This is a genomic window from Actinoalloteichus hoggarensis (assembly GCF_002234535.1).
Lineage (GTDB): Bacteria > Actinomycetota > Actinomycetes > Mycobacteriales > Pseudonocardiaceae > Actinoalloteichus_A > Actinoalloteichus_A hoggarensis.
Window position 1 is genome coordinate 6381504 of sequence record NZ_CP022521.1, and the last position, 18669, is coordinate 6400172.

Below are 18669 nucleotides of genomic sequence, written 5' to 3' on the forward strand. Positions count from 1 at the left end.
AGGCCGAGGTGAAGGGGCCGGGAACCCGGTGGTCCGCCCGACCCGGCGGCCTCCCGCGGCCGGCCCGCATCCGGTCGCCGAGCAGACGGCGCACCGGCGACCGCCGCGCCGCACCATCCGATGCCGCGGCGGGCCGCAGGCCCCGGCCCCGACCGACGAACGACCGCCGTCCTGTTCACGGCGGCGGACGGCTCGCCTTCGATACCTCGGGCGGGCCAGGCCGCGGCTTCGGCCGGCGACGGCACCGGCACGCCGCGGCCGATCGCCTTCGGGTGTGCGTCGTCGACGGGGAGGCGACCCCTCCGGCGACCGGAGCGATGCCTTCGGCTTCGCGCGGAGCGGCCTTCGCGGTCGGGCGCCGCACGACGACCCACCGCTCGCGTCGCCCGTCACGTCGGTGGTCCGGCGGCGAGCAGGCAGCCGGACCGGGACGGGCGCCGCGGATCAGAGGATCGCGCCCGGCGAGTAGCCCGCCGCCTCGGGATGACGCTCGACGACCTCGGCGATCCGCGCCAGCACGGCGGCCGTCTGGCTGGTGGCCGCGCCCGTGAAGGAGAGCCGATCGGCGAGCAGCTCCGCCAGCCTGCCGCGATCCAGCGGAAGACGGTCGTCGGCGGCGAGCCGGTCGAGCAGGTCGTTCTGCTCGGCGCCCTGCTCGCGCATCGCGAGAGCGGCGCCCACGGCGTGCTCCTTGATCACCTCGTGCGCCGTCTCACGCCCCACTCCGGCGCGCACCGCCGCGATGAGCACCTTGGTGGTGGCCAGGAACGGCAGATAGCGGTTCAGCTCGCGGTCGACGACCGCCGGGAAGGCGCCGAACTCGTCGAGCACGGTGAGCATGGTCTCCACCAGGCCGTCGAAGGCGAAGAAGGCGTCCGGCAGGGCGACTCGCCGTACCACAGAACAGGAGACGTCGCCCTCGTTCCACTGGTCGCCCGCCAGCTCGCCGACCATCGACGAGTAGCCGCGCAGCACCACGGCCAGGCCGTTGACCCGTTCACAGGATCGCGTGTTCATCTTGTGCGGCATCGCGCTGGAGCCGACCTGCCCCGGCTTGAAGCCCTCGGTGACCAGTTCGTGGCCCGCCATCAGCCGCACCGTCGTGGCCAGGTTCGACGGCGCCGCCGCCAGCTGCACCAGGCAGGTCAGGACGTCGAAGTCCAGGGAACGCGGATACACCTGACCGACGCTGGTGAGCACGCGCTCGAAGCCGAGGTGGGTCGCGACGGTCTCCTCCAGGGTCGCGAGCGCATCCGCGTCCCCGCCGAGCAGGTCGAGCATGTCCTGCGCGGTGCCCATCGGGCCCTTGATCCCACGCAGCGGGTAGCGACCGAGCAGGTCCTCCAGGCGGTCCAGCGCACACAGCAACTCGTCGGCGGCGCCGGCGAAGCGCTTGCCCAGCGTGGTGGCCTGCGCGGCGACGTTGTGCGAGCGGCCCGCCATCACCAGCTCGGAGTGCTGGGCGGCCAGGCTGCCCAGCCTGGCGAGGAGGGCGACGACGCGGTCGCGGACGTGCAGCAGGCTGAGCCGGATCTGCAACTGCTCGACGTTCTCGGTGAGGTCCCGAGAGGTCATCCCCTTGTGGACCTGCTCGTGGCCGGCCAGGGCGTTGAACTCCTCGATCCTGGCCTTCACGTCGTGTCTGCTGACGCGCTCCCGCTCGGCGATCGAGGCGAGGTCGACCTCATCGAGCACCCGCCGGTAGTCGGCGACGGCGGTCTCGGGGACGGCGACGCCCAGCTCCGCCTGCGCGCTCAGCACGGCGAGCCACAGCCTGCGCTCCAACACGATCTTGTGCGACGGCGACCACAGGGTGGCCAGGTCCGTCGAGGCGTAGCGGGCGGCCAGGACATTGGGGATGGGTGGTGTCGCGGTCACCGGGAGAGCCTAAGGCCTCGTGGACAGCGGGTTCGCCCGCGGCGCGACGGGGGCGGGCGCGACGGCAGGTGATGCGGGGCGGCGGAGATCGCGAAGGGTCCGGGGGTGAGCGGCGGGCGGTGAGGCGGGCCGGGCAGCGGCCTCTCGCCATGTCGTTCCCGGCGAGGTCCGAGCACGGCACCGGGGCGCACCCGCTGTGTCGGGTTCGCCCCAGGCTCCGATCACGGCCGCGTCGCCGCGAGGGTCAGTAGACCGTGATCGACTCGTCGGTGGCCAGTGTGATGAGCTGGTCCCAGCTCAGGCCGGGTTCCTCGCGTGCGACCTGCTCACCGGTGCCGGTGGGGTTGTAGTCGAACGCGGAGAACTGCACCACCTCGCCGTCCTGGCGCAGATGGTTGAGCTGGATCGCCGAGGGCTTCGTGCCCCTTCTCGGGTCGTAGACCGAGGCGATCAGCACGGAGCCGTCGGAGAGCAGCCGGTGGCCGCAGGCGAGATCCTTCCGGCCGCACTCCGTCACCATCGGATCGGGGCCTGCCGACATCACCTGGACGAACGCACCGCCGTCGCCCAGCTCGTCGTTGAAGAAGATGCTGGTGCTGACCGAGTCGGCACCGTCGTCGATGTCGCCCAGGCCCGCCGTCCCGAAGAGCTGAGTATGGACGACCGAGGCGTCCGGCATGACCTGCGCGAACCGATCATCGAGGATCGGCCGGAGATCCTGGGTGCGCTCGTAGAGCTCCCCCCGTGAGTAGTAGGGCGCCGAGGTGCCCTCCGGCGGCCAGGCGAGTTCCGGCTCTCCCAGCACGAACCCGTCCGGCAACAACGCCAGCTTCTCCATGTCGGTCAGGTCGAGCAGCCGCTCGGCCTCCTCCGGGTTCGACGGCGGCGGCGCCGAGGAGGAGGCCGCCGCCGACATCGTCTCCCCGCCGCCCTGCCCGGTCAGCGCCGGGGCGATCGCGACCGCGCCGAACACCGCGAGGGTGCCGACGGCCGCGCCGACCATGGACCGCCGTCGCCGGGTGTGGATCTCCGCCTTCGCCGCCATCCGGTCCGGGTCCAGCCGCATCGGCGGCTCCCCCGCCACGGCGGCCCGCAGGCCTTCTCGCAGTTCGTCCTCGTTCACCACGCCATCCCTTCCACGGCAAGTCGAGGCAGGTCCTCGTCTTGGCGTTCCATCGCATCCCGCAGCGCCGTCAGCCCGCGGGACGTCTGGCTCTTGACCGTGCCCTCCGAGCACCGCAGCACCGCCGCGGCCTCGGCGACCGACAGATCCTCGAAGTACCGCAGCACCAGAGCCGCCCGCTGCCGAGGCGGCACCTGGGCGAGCGCCTGGTGCACCACGCCCTTCGCCCAGTGGCGCTGCCCGGCGGCGGCCGGGTCGACGGCCGGATCGGCGACCTCGGGGACGATGCCGTCGCGATGCTCGCGGCGCCGCCACGGGCGGCGGTACTCGTCCAGCCAGCACCGCATCAACACGGTGCGGACGTACCGATCGACGGTGCTGCGGCGCCGCACCCGTGACCACGCGCCGTGCAGTTTGATCAGCGCCGTCTGGACGAGGTCCTCGGCGAGGTGCCAGTCGCCGCAGACCAGGTAGGCCGTCCGGCGCAGGGCCGCCGCCTTCTCTCTGGCGAAGACGCGGAACTGTTCCTCTTCCTCGGCTCGCATCGCTCTCCTCTCACAGAACCACCCCTACTCACGGGCGGGCGGGCCGCCGGGTTGCACGCGAGATCATCGAGTTTGGGCGACGGACGGCCGAACGGCCGCCGGGCGCGGCGAGTCTTCAGGCCGGCGGACGGCCGAACCGGGAGTCCGGTCGATCAGGTGGAGTCGGCGTCGGGCTCCGCCGCATCCTGTTCGTCGAGGAATCGGCCCAGGGTTCGGACGAGCCGGAGGTGGGCGGGCGGCATCGAGCGCAGGAAGTCCTCGAACAGGGTGGTGACCGTCGCCTCGGAGAACGCGACGCTCGCCTGCCAGTGCTCGGCACGCAGCCGCCGCAGCAGAGCCGTGTGCGTGGTCAGGAACTCGATGGAGGTCTCCAGCAGGGCGTCGACGCGGGGATGGTCGGCGGGCAGGTCCCGGACGGCGTCCATCTCCTGATAGAGCCGTCTGCTCAGCCTGCCGCCGTCCACGCCGATCAGACTGGTGTAGACGTCGTCGAAGAGCGCCCTCACCTGCGGGGGCTCGACGGACCCCGCCGCCTCGGACGGGTCGCCGGTCGTATCGGAGCCCGCGAGGGCGCCCGGACCCGTCGCCGGGCGCAGCATCGCCGTGGCGAGGAGGACCGCGTCGCGCTCGGCCTCGACCACGGCGGGCGGCATCCCCCAGTCGCGCATCATCGCCTGTGCCCGCGCCACGGACTCGGGCAGCCGCGGATCGTGGTCGAGCTCTCGGAAGCGAGCCAGGGCTGCACGGCGGGCGGCGAGGTGTTCCTGCCGGCTCGCCAGTTCGGCGTCGAGTTCGTCCAGCGATCCCCGCAGCACCTCGGGCGGCGCGTCGAGGAGGTCGGCGATCTCGCGGAGCGCGAAGCCGATCTCGACCAGCCGCCGCACCCGCAGCACCATGATCAACTCGGCCGAGCCGTAGCGCCGATGACCGTGACCGTCGCGGGCGGGCTCGGCCAGCAGTCCGATCTGGTGGTAGTGGCGGATGGTGCGGACCGAGACCCCGGCGATCTCGCTCAGCCTTCCGATGGTGAACATCATCCCCGGCCTCCCGCCGCGTCGTCCACGAGCGCCTGTCCGAGCGCGGGGGTCTCCTCGACCGCTGACGCCTCGACCATGGGCGTCTCCTCGGCCGTGGGTGTCTGCTCAGCCGTGGGCGTCGGCTTCGCCGCGGGCGCCTCCAGGTCGCGCATCCCCTTGGCCAGGATCGCGTAGCCGACGACGACCAGCCACGCGCCCACGACGGCGGCGGTGGCGGTGCGCAGACTCCCCGTCTCGATCAGCAGGCCCGCCGCCATGACTCCCAGGGGCATGGCGGCCAGCGTCGCCGCATTCTGCACACCCAGCACCCGCCCCCGCGAGGACTCGGGGACCCGCTCGGCGAACAGCACCGGCACGAGCGGGCCCAACAGTCCCGACCCGACTCCGACGAGGAGCAGTCCGAGGGCCAGCAGCCAGAAGGGCGGCAGGAAGGCAGCGACGGCGAGCCCGCCCGTGCAGGAGGCGAGCGCGAGCAGGAACACGGCGCGTCTGCTGACCCGCGAGGCCAGCACCGCGTAGGCGGCCGAGCCGCCGAGCATGCCGACGGCCATCGCGCTCACGGTGTAGCCGAGCAGGTCGGGGTCGCCCGCCTCGGCGAAGTGGACGGGGAGCACCAGGGCCTGCAAGGGCCCCATGACCAGGACGGAGCCGATGCTCAGGATGGTCAGGGCCGACAGCAGCGAGGAGCCGAGGACGATCCGGAGCCCGTCCAGCAGGCCGAGGGAGTCGCGTCCGGCGGCAGGCCCGGCGGCGTCATCGGACGCGGCGGCGTCATCGCCGTGCTCGGGGACGCGCACACGGTCGATCTCGGCCGGCAGCAGGCTGGTGCACAGGGCGGCCAGGGCGGGCATCACCGCGGCCGACCAGATCACCGCCTCGATGGGGAAGAGAGTCAACGCCAGCCCGGCCAGCGCGGGGCCGGCCAGGAAGGACACGGCGAACAGGGATTCGCGGAGGCCCGACAGGCGATCGAGGTCGACGCGGCCCGCCGAGGCGACGTCCGGCAGCAGGGCGTCCCGCGCGGTGAGACCGGGGACGTCGAACAGCGCCCCGAGCACGCCCAACAGGATGAACAGGCCGAGGTCCAGGCCGAACACGGCGTCCACGACGGGGAGCGCCGCGACGCTCACGGCACTGCCGAGGTCGGCGAGGATGCTCATCCTCCGGCGCCCGAAGCGGTCGATGAGCAGTCCGCCGAAGAAGGCGGCGAGCAGCGCCGGGACGGCGGTGACGGCGGCGACCGTGCCCGTCGCGGCGGCGTCGCCGGTCCGCTGGAAGACCAGCCAGGGCAGGGCGACGGCGATCACGGAGTTGCCGAGCAGCGACGCGAAGTCCGCGCCGAGGAACAACACGACGATGCGCTTCATACCGGGGAGCCTGCCGCCCTGACGTAGCGTCAGGGCAACCAACGACCGGGCAGTCAGTGGCCCCGGGCAGCCAGCGGCCCGGCAGCCGGTGACCACGCGGCGGCCGATTCGCGGGCGGCACGGGCCCCGGCCGCGGCGATCACGAATCCGGATAGAGCCGGGCCAGCTCGGCGCGCAGCATCTCCCTGGCCGCCGCGCGAGGGTCGGGATCGCTGTCGATCAAGGCGTTGACGACCGCGCCGTCGACCAGCGCGATCAACCGGGCCAGGCCTGACCGGTCGACGGGCATCGAGGAACGGGCGAAGGCCTCGGCGAGCAAGTCGCTGAGGTCGTGGCCCAGTTCTCGGATCAACGGAGCCAGGGCGGGCCTGCGACCGGTGGTGACCAGTCGTTCGTAGCGCACGAGGATGAGTTCCGACTGCGATCCTCGGGTGGCGGAGCCCAGCAGCAGGTCGAGCATCAGCTCGACCACCGTGTCCACGCTGCGGCGGCGCTCGGCCAGTTCGCCGAGCCGGTCCCGCGCGGCGGTCAGCTCGACGTGAGCGGTGTGTCTGACGGCCTCGGCGAGGAGGTCGTCCAGCGAGGAGAAGTAATAGGTGGTCGAGGCCAGGGGGACGCCTGCCCGCTCGGCCACGGCTCGGTGCCGCACGACCTCGAAGCCGCCCTCGATCAGCAGGTCGGCCGCCGCCTGAACCAAGGCCTGCCTGCGTCGTTCCCCCTTGGGGGTGCTCGCGCTCGTCATCGGGCCTCCGCCGCCGGGACACATGCGTGTGAAGGGGCCATGCTGCCATGCGGGTGAACGTCGCCGAGTCGGCCGATGGTGCGGCGACGGCGTCAGTGTCCGCCGCCCGCGAGGTTGAGGCCGATGATCCCGGCGACGATCAGCACCAGCGAGACGATCTTGAGGGTGGACACGGAGTCGCCGAGCCAGATCATGCCGATGATCGCCGTCAGCGAGGCGCCGATGCCCGTCCAGACCGCGTAGGCCGGGCCGACGGGCAGTTCGCGCAGCGCCCAGGCGAGACCGCCGAAGCTGACGACGGCCAGCACCGCGAAGCTCACCGTCGGCCACAGCCGGGAGAAGCCGTTCGACAGCTTCAGGGAGATCGCCCAGCCCGCCTCGAACATGCCGGAGATGATCAACACCAGCCATGCCATCGAAACCCCTCCACATTCCTGTACGGCCGTACCATTATTTCGCGATCGAGCGTAACGGACGCGAGGGTCGCGGCCCGACCCGCGGGCCGAACATCCGGATGAAGCCCGCAGGGGAACGGGGTGAAGCCGCAGATCAGCACACCATGCGTCGGTGTGGTGAGCGACTCGTCACCAGCGCGACGCCCGGTGCCTCGATCCCGACCGGACGCGATCCCGAGGGGAGCGGGCGCGAGGATCGATCGGCTGCGGACAGGCGGTCGACAGCCGGCACGACACAGCGAGGCGAGGACCACGTGTCTGCCGGACGCCGCTCCGGAATCCTCGGCCAGGCGGAAGAGGATGTCGGGACGAATCACAGGGCAGGCATCGAGCAGGCACGGCATGGCTCAGGCGCACGGTTCGAGACAGCCGCCGAGCCGACCTCACGTCACCGCGACGGCCTGACGGCTCGACCGCCGATCGGACACGGTGGTCCCCCGTTCGGCGCCGCGAGCCGATGACGGGGCCCCGACGACAGGGGTGCCGACGACGGGGATCCGATGCCCGGCCCGGGCGCCGACGGCCGGCGACGCGGCAGCCGCCCGCGGTCCCCGGCACCGAGCCGTCGGTCCGCCGTCGGGCGGCCCGACACGGCGCCACCCGACACGGCATCGCCTCCACCAGGCACTCACCGTCGGCGGGCACGGCGACGCGGGACCGGATTCGGCGCCCCATCACCGGCGACGGACACCGGAATCACCACGACGATCATGGCTACGGGCGCCCGACACTTCGGCCGGGCGCTCTGCTTCGGCCGGGCGGCCGCGCGCGGCGGCCACGCCCGGCCGTCCTGGCCTGTGGTCGCCCCCTACAGGCGGTCGGCGATCCGGGCCAGCAGCTCACCGATCTCGTCGGCATGCGGAGCGTCGGCCGAGCCCTGTCCGGGCTCCACCGTCACCGTCAGCAGCTCGCCGTCCGCCGTGGAGATGGAGGCGTTCACTCCGTCCGTCGGAAGCTCGGCGGCGGTAGGGCTCCCAGCGGGCTCCGGTGCCAGCACGATCGACAGAACACCGATGCCCGAGTCGTCCTGCACCTCGACGCTCACTCCCCTGGCACCGGGCAGACAGTCCAGGTCGGCGGGCCGCGGCGTCTCGTCGGCGACCGCGGGCAGCTCTTGGGCCAGCAACCCCGCGAGCATCGGGTCCGCCTCTCCGCAGCCCTGTTGGAACGCCGGTTCGACGCGGCTGATCGGCGGCTCCGCTCCGGTGTCCGGAGCAGACGAGTCCGCGCCGGGCAGCGGCTGCACCATGACGCTGGGGGTCCTCGGGTCCTCCTCGCCGGACTCCTCCTGCGCCAGTTGTCCCGCAGGTCCCGGCCCGTCGAATCCGGGCAGCAGTCCGCCCCAGACCAGTCCGCCGGTCAACACGGCGACGCCGAGCACCGAGCCGCCTGCCGCCGCCATCCGCCGCCGTACGGTCACCCGGTGCGACGTGCGCACGATGTCCTGCTCGTCGAACGAGGCGGGTGGCGCATCGCCGACCGCATCCTGGAACAGCCCGGACAGCTTCTTCTCATCCATCCGAACTCACCTCCTCGCGGCACCGGACGGCCGTCCAGCTCATGATGCCGACCTCAGATCATCCAAAGCATCGCCGAGCACGTTCCGCAGCGACTCCAGACCTCGGGCGGTCTGGCTCTTCACCGTGCCCTCGGTGCAGCCGAGCACCGCCGCCACGCCCGACACGTCCAGTCCCTCCAGGAACCGCAGCACCAGCACGGCGCGCTGTCGCGGCGCCACCTGCTGAAGCCCGGCCAGCAGGGTCTGTCTGGTGGTCACCCGGTCCGCCGTCCCCGGCGCGCTGTCCGGCTGGTCCGGCAGCTGCTCGACGAAGTGCTCTCGTCGCCACGGCCGCCGCGTCTCGTCGATCATCGCCCGGACCACGACCCGGCGGACGTAGGCGTCCAACGCCTCCCGGTCACGGATCTTGTGCCACCGCCGGTGCAGCGTCACGAAGGCAGTCTGGGCGAGGTCGTCAGCGCGGTGCCAGTCGCCGCACAGCAGATATGCCATCCGACGCACCGCCTCCCGCCGAGCCGCGAAGTACGTCGCGAACTCCTGCTCCTCACGCTGATCCACGCGGAACTCTCCGCTCCTGGTCTCTCTGTCTTCAGACGGAACATCCGCGTCAGACGGTTGCATGTACACGTCCGACTCGCCGAGCCGGCCCGCTCGAAGCGGCTCGCGGTCGGTGGACGCCGTCGCATCCGAGGGTGTCGCGTCGGGCGCGCGGACCGCCGTGCCGGACCATCGCCCGCCGACGGCGAACCTCCGGCGCAACGCCATCTTCGCACCGAACTTCCGGCTGTGGTGTGATCTGTTCGTGACCAAACTACCGCCTATCGATCTCCGTTCCGATACCGTCACCCGCCCCGACAAGGCCATGCGCAGCGCCATGGCCGACGCCGAGGTGGGCGACGACGTCCTCGACGGCGACCCGACCATGCGTGCGCTGGAGGAGCGGGTGGCGGGTCTGCTCGGCACGGCTGCCGCGCTGTGGGTGCCGACCGGCTGCATGGGCAACGCCATCGCGCTGATGCTCCATCTCCGGCGGGGCGACGTCTTCCTCGCCGCCGAGCACTCCCACGTGCTGCACAACGAGCTGGGCACCGCCGCCTGGCTGGCGGGCGGGATGCCCCGCACCCTGCCGTGGACCGACGGAGCCGGGCGCATCTCGCCGTCGGACGTCACCGAGGCGGCGTCGGCCGAGGGGCCGTACTACTCGCTGCGCACCACGCTGCTCTGCCTGGAGAACACGCACAACGCCGCGGGCGGGATCGTGACGCCGCCCGACGAGCACGCGCTGCTCGTGTCGGCGGCGGCCGCCGGCGGGCTGCGTGTGCATCTGGACGGGGCCCGGCTGTGGCATGCCGCGATCGCGATGGAGGTGCCGCCCGCGGCACTGACCGTCGGCGTCGACACCGTTCAGGTCTGCCTGAGCAAGGGGCTGGGGGCACCCGTCGGATCGGTCATCGCCGGTTCCGCCGAGTTCATCGCCGAGGCCCGCCGCGTGCGCAAGATGCTCGGCGGCGGTGTCCGGCAGGGCGGCGTCCTCGCGGCGGCGGGCCTGGTGGCGCTGGACCGCCTCGATCAGCTGGAACGGGATCACGCCAACGCGACCTTCCTGGCCAAGGGGCTGGTCGAGCTGGGATGGGAGGTCGACCAGCCGCAGACCAACATCGTGCTCGCTTCGGTCGCCGACGTCAGATCCACGCTGGAACAGCTGGCGAGTCAGGGCGTCCTGGCCACCCCCATGGCCGGGCGGGTCCGCTTCGTCACGCATCGAGACGTCACCCGAGGCGACCTGCGCACGGTGCTACGGCGCATCGCCCGCTGACGCGCCGCCCGGTGCCCTTGCGGCGAGGCGCCATGCGCTGCGGCGAGCCGCCGCCCGAGCACCCGCGCCCCTTCGCCTCAGCCCTTCCGGAGGCAAGCCTCGGGCGGACGACCGCCCTCGTCTCCGCGAGGATGAAGGCCCACGAGCACGAGACCACGCCGAGACCAACTGGAGGACGCCATGCCCACCACGGAGACCGACATCCGCTGGGTGGTATTCGACTACGGCGAGGTGATCAGCCGCCGCACGACGGCACTGCCCGACCTCGCCGCGATCCTCGGAGTCGACCCGACGCGGTTCGAAGCGGCCTACTGGGCGGCTCGTGATCCGTACGACCGAGGCTGCTCGGATCTCGACTACTGGAGCTCCGTGGGCGATCGGCTGGGCGTCGAGGTCACCGAGGACGTCTCCGCCACGCTGACCCGCATCGACATCGCGGGCTGGCTCCACACCGACGCCGAGACCGAGCGGCTGCTCGCGGAGCTGGACGAGCGCGGCGTGCCGTTAGCGCTGCTCTCCAACGCACCGACGAGCTTCGCGCGGACCGCCGAGCAGCAGCCGTGGACTCGCCACTTCCAGACGCTCGTCTTCTCGGGCGACCTGCGTATCGCGAAGCCGGACCCGGAGATCTGGCGGGGGCTGGTCGAACGACTCGACACCGAACCCGGGCACTGTCTCTTCCTGGACGACCGCGAGGCGAACGTGGTCGGTGCCAGGACCGCGGGTCTGTGGGCCGAGGCCTGGAGCAGCGCGGCGGGCATCCGCGGCCGGTTGGCGGAGCTGGGCGTCCTCGCCTGAGACCAGATTCGCCGAGCAGGGTCGCACGGCGACCCGCGCTCGGCGAAGCCGTTCCCGAAGCGGCGTCCGGCGCCGGGGGGCGTCCCGCCCAGCCCGGCGACCGACACACCGATCCCGCCGGGCGGGATCGTGCCGGAGTACGCCGGGGAGTCCGCCGATCGCATCCGTCCCGGACACGCCCGGGCCGAGTCGGACGCGGGCTACGGGAGCTGCTTCTTACCGCCGCTCTTGATCGCCCCCACCGCCGCCGTGATCACGAACAGCACGCCGCCCACGATCGCCAGCCAGAACAGTCCCTTGACGACGGCGCCCAGTACGGAGAGTGCCAGCCAGACGACGAGCAGGACGCCGACGACCTTCCACACAGTCGACACGAAAGAGCCTCCATTCCACGGCGCGGGAGCGCCGCCTCTCCAGCTTCGCACGAGCCGAGGCGGGAACGCGGACTCGACTCCAGACTTCAGGGAAAGCTCAGGGCATCCCCGATCCCGGCCGGCGGAGGACCACACGGAGAGGGCGGCGTGACAGCCGACACCACGGGTCTCCGCCGCGGCGGCAGGCGGCGCGGCGGCGTTCGGCAGGCGGGAGTCGCGCGGCAGGCGCCGACCCCGGGCAGGCGACAGGGGCGAGCCGGCGCCTGCCGCGCCGCGAGGGCGGGCCGATCTCGACGGCGAGACAGCGGTGCACGACGTCGGTCCCGACGGACGTCCGCACCACGCCCGCCCCGGGTCAGGCGGGCAAGACCTAACCTGACTCCCATGTCAGCAGCCCTCGATCCACTGCGCGCCGCGACCCGGGCGCAGGTTCCGCCGTTCTACGTGATGAACGTCGTCTCGGCCGCCGCACGACGAGCCAGGGAGCACGGCGACGTGGTGTCGCTCGTCGCCGGACAGCCGTCCACTCCCGCACCCGGCCCGGTCCGCGCCGCCGCCGCCGAGGCGCTGGCCACCACCTCCCTCGGTTACACCGAACAGCTCGGCACTCGTGAGCTGCGGACCGCCGTCGCCGGTCACTACCGGACTCGGTACGACCTGACCGTCGACCCGGAGGAGGTCGTCATCACCTCGGGCGCCTCGGGTGCGTTCCTGCTCGCCTTCCTCGCCTGTTTCGAGGCCGGGGACCGGGTGGCGCTGGCCCGCCCCGGCTACCCGGCCTACCGCAACATCCTGCGGGCGCTGGGCTGCGAGGTCGTCGAACTGCCCACCGGGCCGGAGACGCGATTCCAGCCGACGGCGGCCATGCTGGCGGCGCTGGACGAGCCGGTGCGCGGGCTGATCGTGGCCAGCCCGGCCAATCCGAGCGGCAGCGTGGTCAGCCCCGAGGAGCTTCGCGCGCTGTCCGACTGGTGCGGGATCAACGGCGTGCGGCTGATCAGCGACGAGATCTATCACGGCATCTCCTACGGCGCCCGGACCGCTTCGGCCCGGCAGTTCACCCCCGACGCCGTCGTCGTGCACTCCTTCTCGAAGTACTGGTCGATGACGGGCTGGCGGCTGGGCTGGGCGCTGGTGCCCGAGGGCCTGCGGTCGGCCGTCGCCGCGCTGGCAGGCAACTTCACCGTCTGCCCGTCCTCGCTCGCCCAGCAGGCGGCGCTCGCCGCGTTCACCCCGGAGAGCTACGCGGAGGCCGACGCACAGGTCGTGCGCTACCGCACGAATCGGGACCTGCTGCTGCGCGGACTGGCCGAGCTGGGCATCGCCCGGATCGCCCCCGCCGACGGCGCGTTCTACGTCTACGCCGACGTATCGCATCTCACCGACGACAGCATGGGGTTCTGCGAGCGGCTGCTGGCCGACACGGGGGTGGCCGTCGTGCCGGGCATCGACTTCGATCCCGTCGACGGCGGGCGGTTCGTGCGCATGTCGGTGGCGGGCTCGACGGAGGACGTCGCCGAGGCGCTGCGCAGGCTCGGCCCGTGGTTGGACCGCGGCTGACCCGGCGCGTTCGGCGCGGCTCGGGCGGGCGGCACTCGGCGGGTCCGGCGCTCAGCACGTCCGGGTTCGGCTCGGCTGTCCGGCGCGGCGGGTCCGCTCGCCCGCGCCGGCCGCCGTTCCTCCTCGTCAGCGCGCGATCCTGCGCAGCGCGTCCAGCAGCTCGTCCGCGCGCCGGGTGACGACGACATAGTCCTCACCCGACGTCGTCCTGACCCGCACGCGTGTTCCCCGACCCATGATCAGCACCCGCCCGGACCTGGTCCGTCGCCAGCCCACACCGCCGTAGAACATGCCGGAGACCTCGCCGAGCTGCTCCACGTCGCTGATGTCGGCGGCCGCGATGGTGCGACGGTTGAAGGGACGCAGGCTGAGCAGCAGCATGTCGTCCGCCACCAGCACGACGCCCGCCACCGGCAGGAGCACGGCGACGATCAGCAGGCCGATGAGCGCCGCGACGATGGCCCCCGCCGGCCCCTCGTCACCGGTCGTATAGGACAGGACGCCCGCGGCGATCGTCGTCAGACCGCTGAACAGGACGACCAACCGAAGCCACAGCGGCGGGTACCTCTTCTCATGGAACAAGGCCCCGGCTGGACGTGGTCGCCTGTCTGTCGTCATGAGATCCTCTGTGTCGTCGCGCTGCGGTCGGGTTCACCTTAAGTTAATATTCGCAGCTCGAACGGGCGGTCCCGACGCGATCGACGGTCAGCCCGCCGCCAAAGGGCTCACGATGAGGCGCGAATCACCGGTCCGAACGCCGATCACCGAGCGATCGACGACGACCGGCCCGCTCGCGAGCCCGATCACAGCCAGACCATCACGAGCGGCCGAGCCGCCGCACGCCGACGACCGGGCCGCCGAATCCGCAGGCCGCCGAGCGCGGATCGTCGTGATGCCGGGGTGTCGGAGCGCTCCGACCCGCCGAGCGGGTCGGCCGCCCAGTGCCTCGGCCGCCGGCACATGCGCGCCGCGGCTCGCGCGGCCGACCTCGGTCAGACGTTCGACCGTGCCGGGTCCGCGACCTCCCCGCGCACGGCCGCCGAGGCGATGTCGCCCCGGTGGTGCGAGCCGGTGATGTGCACCCCCGCCACCCGTCGGTAGGCGTCGTCCCTGGCCTCGGCGAGATCGGCGCCCGTGCCGACCACCGAGAGCACCCGCCCGCCCGAGGAGACCACCGCGCCGTCCTCACGACGCCGGGTGCCCGCGTGCAGCACACCGTCGGCCTCGCTGCCGCTGATGACGTCGCCGGTGCGCGGCCTGCCCGGATAGCCCTCGGCGGCGATCACCACGGTGACGGCCGCGCCCGGCGCCCACTCCAGCGGCGGGAGATCCGCGAGGGTGCCCGCCGCCACCGAGGCCAGCACGGTGCTCAGCGGTGTGCGCAGCAGAGCGAGCACCGCCTGCGTCTCCGGGTCGCCGAAGCGGCAGTTGAACTCGATCACCTGGGGGCCGGCCTCCGTCAGCGCCAACCCCGCGTAGAGCAGTCCGGAGAAGGGCGTCCCGCGTCGGCCGAGCTCGTCGACGGTCGGCTGCACGACCTCGGCGACCACTCGATCCACCAGGCCCTCGTCCGCCCAGGGCAGCGGCGCGTAGGCGCCCATGCCGCCGGTGTTGGGCCCGGTATCGCCGTCGGCGACGCGCTTGAAGTCCTGAGCAGGCAGCAGCGGCACCACCGTGGCGCCGTCGACCAGGCAGAACAGCGAGGCCTCCGGGCCGTCGAGGAATTCCTCGAGCAGCACCGGGTGTCCGCCGTCCAGCAGGGTCAAGGCGTGCGCGCGGGCCTCGTCCACGTCGCGGGTCACCACGACGCCCTTGCCCGCCGCCAACCCGTCGTCCTTGACGACCCAGGTCGGGCCGAACCGGCCGAGAGCCGCGTCCAGGTGAGCGGGGTTGTCGACCACCTCGCTGTGCGCGGTCGGGACCTTCGCCGCCGCCATGACGTCCTTGGCGAAGGCCTTGGAGCCTTCGATGGCGGCGGCGGCCTTCGTCGGGCCGAAGCAGGCGACGCCCGCGGCGCGCAGAGCGTCGCCGAGCCCCGCGACCAGCGGAACCTCCGGGCCGACGACGACGAGGTCGGCGGCCCAGTTCGTCGCGGCGGAGACGACGGCGGCGGGATCGGCCGCGTCGACCCCCAGCGTCTCGGCGAGCGCGGCGATCCCCGCGTTGCCCGGGGCGACGGCCAAGGCGGTGACGGCGGGGTCCTGCGACAGCGCAAGCAGGATCGCGTGTTCGCGGGCACCGGAACCGATAACCAGGATTCGCACGCCGAGCAGCGTAGTTCCGTCGTCCCCGCGGCGGCCTGCTACCCCGGGGCGACGCGCGCCGAGCCACCCGGCGGGGACTCGGGTTCCCGTTTACGGTCGGTGCGTCGTGAGCGTCGGAAGGCGGTGAGCAGGCGTGGGCCAGCTGCTGGTGGTGCTCTTCTGCGCCCTGCTGGTGACGGCCTTCGCCAAACGGAACAACCTGATCGCCCCGCTGCTGCTCGTCGGGGTCGGGCTGCTGGTCTCCCTGATCCCCGGACTGTCCGAGTTCGTGATCAATCCGGACCTGCTGCTGACGGTCGTGCTCCCGCCGCTGCTGTACACGGCGGCGCTGGACTCGTCGCTGATCAGCCTCAAGGGCAGCGTACGGCCGATCCTGCAGCTCGGCGTGGTCCTCGTGGTGGTCACGGCCGTCATCCTCGGCCTGCTCGCCGACCTGCTCATCCTGCACCTGCCGCTGGCCGCGGCGTTCGTGCTCGGCGCGGTGCTCGCCCCGCCCGACGCGGTGACCGCCGCCTCCGTCGGCCGCCGGATGGCCCTGCCCCGACGACTGATGACGGTGGTGACCGGCGAGAGTCTGATCAACGATGCCGTCGCGCTGACCATCTATCGGATCGCGCTGGCCGCGGCGCTGGGCGCGGCGACGACGCTCTCCGGCGGTTTCCTGATCTTCGCCCAGGCCGTGGTCATCGGCCTGCTGGTCGGTCTCGTGCTCGCCGTCGGCGTACGGCTGGCCTGGGAACGAATGTCCGGCAGCGACGCGGCGGGCCGGGTGGGCACGGCGATGAGCATCGTGCTGCCGTTCGGCGCCTACGGACTGGCCGAGGAGTTCCACGGGTCCGGGGTGCTCGCCGTGATCGCCGCGGGCCTGCACATCGGCCACCACTCACACAAGCTGGGTGCGCGGGAGCGCCTGGAGGTGCAGACCATCTGGCGGGCGGTGAACCTCCTGCTGGAGTGCGTCGTGTTCTCGCTGATCGGCCTGACCCTGCGGACGGTCATCGCCTCGTTGCGGGACGAGGGCCGCGACCTGCTGCAACTGATCGGCGCGTCCTTCCTCCTGTTGGCGGCGGCCATCCTCATCAGGATGGTCTGGCTGTTCGGCACGACCTACCTCCCGGTGGTCTCGTGGCTCCTCGGTCCGACCAACGGGCGACGGCGACCATCCTGGCGCGAGGTCATGGTGATGTCCTGGACCGGCATGCGGGGCGTCGTCACCCTCGCCGCGGCGGGAGCCGTGCCGCTGACCACGCTGGACGGCAGCCCGTTCCCGGCCAGGGACTCGATCCAGCTGACCGCCTTCGTGGTCACCGTCGGCACCCTGTTCGTGCAGGGGTTGACACTGCCGTGGCTCATCAGGCGGCTCGGCGTGAGCGATCCGACGGAGGAGGAGCAGGACGCGGCGAGCGAGATCGAGGCGCGACGCAGCGCCATAAACGCGGCACTGCGTCGACTCGACGTGTTGATCGCGCAGGAGGACTTCCCCAGCGAGGCCGAGGCGGAGAAGGTCGCCCGCAGGCTGCGCACCAGCGTCCGGCTGGCGGGCGACGAGGCCATCCGACTGCTCGGCCAGAGCGAGTCGGAACGGCAGGAGAACTCTCAACGACTGTTCACCCGGCTCCGCCGCCAGTTGATCGACGCCCAGCGGGTGGAGCTGATCAGCTGGCGGGACAGCGGACGAATCGACGACGAGGTGCTGCGGCGCGTGCTACGCGAGTTGGACCTCGAAGAGGCGGCGCTCTCCAATTCCTGGCGAAACCGCTGAGGGCCCCCGCAGGCGGACGGCGAACTCCCGCAGGCGGACGGCGGGCCGTGACCCGCCGTCCGATCGTCGGCGACCTGGCCCGTCAGCCGCCCAGCAGCGAATGCCGCTGGATGGTCTGCTCCCGGCCCGGCCCGACGCCGATGGCCGAGACTCGTGCCCCGGACAGCTCCTCCAGCCGCTCCACGTAGGCGCGGGCGGCGGCGGGCAGCTCCTCGTAGCTGCGGCAGTGGGAGATGTCCTCCCACCAGCCGGGCAGCTCCTCGTACACCGGGACGGCGTGATGGACGTCGGTCTGCGTCATCGGCATGTCGTCGACCCGCCTGCCGTCGATCTCGTAGCCGACGCACACCGGCACCCTCTCCAACCCGGAGAGCACGTCGAGCTTGGTGAGGAAGAAGTCGGTGATGCCGTTGACCCGCTGCGCGTATCGGGCGATCACCGCGTCGAACCAGCCGGTCCGGCGGGACCGGCCGGTGGTCACGCCGACCTCGCCGCCGGTCTTGCGGAGCCGCTCGCCCATCTCGTCGTGCAGCTCGGTCGGGAACGGGCCGGAGCCGACCCGGGTGGTGTAGGCCTTCACGATGCCGATCACCGTGCCGATCCGGGTCGGGCCGATGCCCGAGCCGACCGACGCCCCGCCCGAGGTCGGGTTGGAGGAGGTCACGAAGGGATACGTGCCGTGGTCGACGTCGAGCAGCGTGCCCTGCGAACCCTCCAGCAGCACGGTCTCGTCACGCTCCAGCGCCTGGTTGAGCAGCAGCCGTGTGTCGGCGATGCGACTCGCGAAGCGGGCGCCGTACTCCAGGGCATCGTTCACGACCTCCTCGAGGTCGAGTGCCCGGCGGTTGTAGACCTTCACCAGCACCTGGTTCTTGAACTCCAGGGCCGCCTCCACCTTCTGGCGCAGGATCTTCTCGTCGAGGAGGTCCTGGACCCGGACACCGACCCTGGCGATCTTGTCCTGGTAGGCGGGCCCGATGCCCCGCCCGGTGGTGCCGATCTTCGCCTTGCCCAGGTAACGCTCGGTGACCCGGTCGATGGCGACGTGATACGGCATGATCAGGTGCGCGTCGGCGGAGATGAGCAGCTTCGAGGTGTCCACTCCGCGACCTTCGAGTCCGGCCAGCTCCTCCAGCAGCACGGCGGGGTCGATGACCACGCCGTTGCCGATCACGTTCGTGATCCGCGGGGTGAGGATGCCGGACGGGATGAGGTGCAGGGCGAAGTCCTGACCATCGGGCAGGACCACGGTGTGCCCGGCGTTGTTGCCGCCCTGGTACCGCACCACCCACTGCACACTCCCACCGAGCAAGTCGGTGGCCTTACCCTTGCCCTCGTCGCCCCATTGGGCGCCGATCAGCACGATCGCGGGCATATGGATTCTCCAACCAGCCTGAACGGGCAATGCCGGTGAACGAGGGTAAACCAG

The 18669-nt window shown here is 72.1% G+C and carries 17 protein-coding genes; 4 read left to right on the top strand and 13 right to left on the bottom strand.

The window, feature by feature from the left end; genetic code table 11:
- Positions 1–444 precede the first annotated feature (444 nt).
- The 9 genes from purB to AHOG_RS27260 form a co-directional block, all read right to left on the bottom strand.
- Positions 445–1878 carry an adenylosuccinate lyase gene (gene purB / locus AHOG_RS27220; RefSeq protein WP_093943851.1) on the bottom strand — a complete coding sequence of 478 codons (1434 nt, stop codon included), beginning with the start codon at positions 1876–1878 and terminating at the stop codon, positions 445–447.
- A gap of 244 nt (positions 1879–2122) precedes the next feature.
- On the bottom strand, positions 2123–3001 hold the full coding sequence (locus AHOG_RS27225; RefSeq protein ID WP_157737073.1) for a hypothetical protein: 879 nt from the start codon (positions 2999–3001) through the stop codon (positions 2123–2125).
- Entirely contained in the window at positions 2998–3546 is a 549-nt protein-coding gene (locus tag AHOG_RS27230; protein ID WP_093943853.1) for a SigE family RNA polymerase sigma factor, read from the bottom strand. Before AHOG_RS27230 ends, AHOG_RS27225 begins: the two co-directional genes overlap by 4 nt.
- A 152-nt stretch (positions 3547–3698) precedes the next feature.
- A complete protein-coding gene (locus AHOG_RS27235; protein WP_093943854.1) occupies positions 3699–4583 on the bottom strand; it encodes a MerR family transcriptional regulator in 885 nt (294 codons plus the stop codon).
- Positions 4580–5950, bottom strand: coding sequence for an MFS transporter (locus AHOG_RS27240; protein ID WP_093943855.1), 1371 nt, complete (start codon positions 5948–5950; stop codon positions 4580–4582). The genes AHOG_RS27235 and AHOG_RS27240 overlap by 4 nt, the downstream gene beginning before the upstream one ends.
- A 139-nt stretch (positions 5951–6089) precedes the next feature.
- Positions 6090–6692, bottom strand: a complete 603-nt coding sequence (locus tag AHOG_RS27245; protein ID WP_093944866.1) for a TetR/AcrR family transcriptional regulator — start codon at positions 6690–6692, stop codon at positions 6090–6092.
- Between the two features lie 92 nt (positions 6693–6784).
- On the bottom strand, positions 6785–7108 hold the full coding sequence (locus AHOG_RS27250) for a DMT family transporter (RefSeq protein ID WP_093943856.1): 324 nt from the start codon (positions 7106–7108) through the stop codon (positions 6785–6787).
- A gap of 847 nt (positions 7109–7955) precedes the next feature.
- On the bottom strand, positions 7956–8666 hold the full coding sequence (locus tag AHOG_RS27255) for a hypothetical protein (protein WP_093943857.1): 711 nt from the start codon (positions 8664–8666) through the stop codon (positions 7956–7958).
- A gap of 39 nt (positions 8667–8705) precedes the next feature.
- Positions 8706–9224: a SigE family RNA polymerase sigma factor gene (locus AHOG_RS27260; RefSeq protein ID WP_093943858.1), complete on the bottom strand. Its 519-nt coding sequence runs from the start codon at positions 9222–9224 to the stop codon at positions 8706–8708.
- Between the two features lie 244 nt (positions 9225–9468).
- On the opposite strand from AHOG_RS27260, the gene AHOG_RS27265 reads away from it, so the two are divergent.
- Both AHOG_RS27265 and AHOG_RS27270 read left to right on the top strand, forming a co-directional pair.
- Positions 9469–10482, top strand: a complete 1014-nt coding sequence (locus AHOG_RS27265; RefSeq protein WP_281258099.1) for a threonine aldolase family protein — start codon at positions 9469–9471, stop codon at positions 10480–10482.
- Between the two features lie 180 nt (positions 10483–10662).
- A complete protein-coding gene (locus AHOG_RS27270) occupies positions 10663–11280 on the top strand; it encodes an HAD family hydrolase (RefSeq protein WP_093943860.1) in 618 nt (205 codons plus the stop codon).
- 200 nt (positions 11281–11480) lie between these two features.
- On the opposite strand, the gene AHOG_RS29200 is transcribed toward AHOG_RS27270, so the two are convergent.
- The gene (locus tag AHOG_RS29200; protein WP_169725784.1) at positions 11481–11654 is read right to left on the bottom strand and encodes a hypothetical protein; all 174 of its coding nucleotides are present in this window, start codon (positions 11652–11654) and stop codon (positions 11481–11483) included.
- A 384-nt stretch (positions 11655–12038) separates the two neighbouring features.
- Between AHOG_RS29200 and AHOG_RS27275 the strand changes: the two genes are divergently transcribed.
- Entirely contained in the window at positions 12039–13214 is a 1176-nt protein-coding gene (locus AHOG_RS27275) for an aminotransferase class I/II-fold pyridoxal phosphate-dependent enzyme (protein ID WP_093943861.1), read from the top strand.
- A 126-nt stretch (positions 13215–13340) separates the two neighbouring features.
- Here AHOG_RS27275 and AHOG_RS27280 read toward each other — a convergent pair whose 3' ends face one another.
- Complete coding sequence (locus tag AHOG_RS27280) at positions 13341–13832, bottom strand: hypothetical protein (RefSeq protein ID WP_157737074.1); 492 nt, start codon at positions 13830–13832, stop codon at positions 13341–13343.
- A gap of 374 nt (positions 13833–14206) precedes the next feature.
- Entirely contained in the window at positions 14207–15478 is a 1272-nt protein-coding gene (purD, locus tag AHOG_RS27290) for a phosphoribosylamine--glycine ligase (RefSeq protein WP_093943864.1), read from the bottom strand.
- A gap of 133 nt (positions 15479–15611) precedes the next feature.
- On the opposite strand from purD, the gene AHOG_RS27295 reads away from it, so the two are divergent.
- The gene (locus AHOG_RS27295) at positions 15612–17240 is read left to right on the top strand and encodes a Na+/H+ antiporter (RefSeq protein ID WP_093943865.1); all 1629 of its coding nucleotides are present in this window, start codon (positions 15612–15614) and stop codon (positions 17238–17240) included.
- Between the two features lie 82 nt (positions 17241–17322).
- Here AHOG_RS27295 and AHOG_RS27300 read toward each other — a convergent pair whose 3' ends face one another.
- The gene (locus AHOG_RS27300; protein ID WP_093943866.1) at positions 17323–18615 is read right to left on the bottom strand and encodes an adenylosuccinate synthase; all 1293 of its coding nucleotides are present in this window, start codon (positions 18613–18615) and stop codon (positions 17323–17325) included.
- Between the last annotated feature and the right edge of the window lie 54 nt (positions 18616–18669).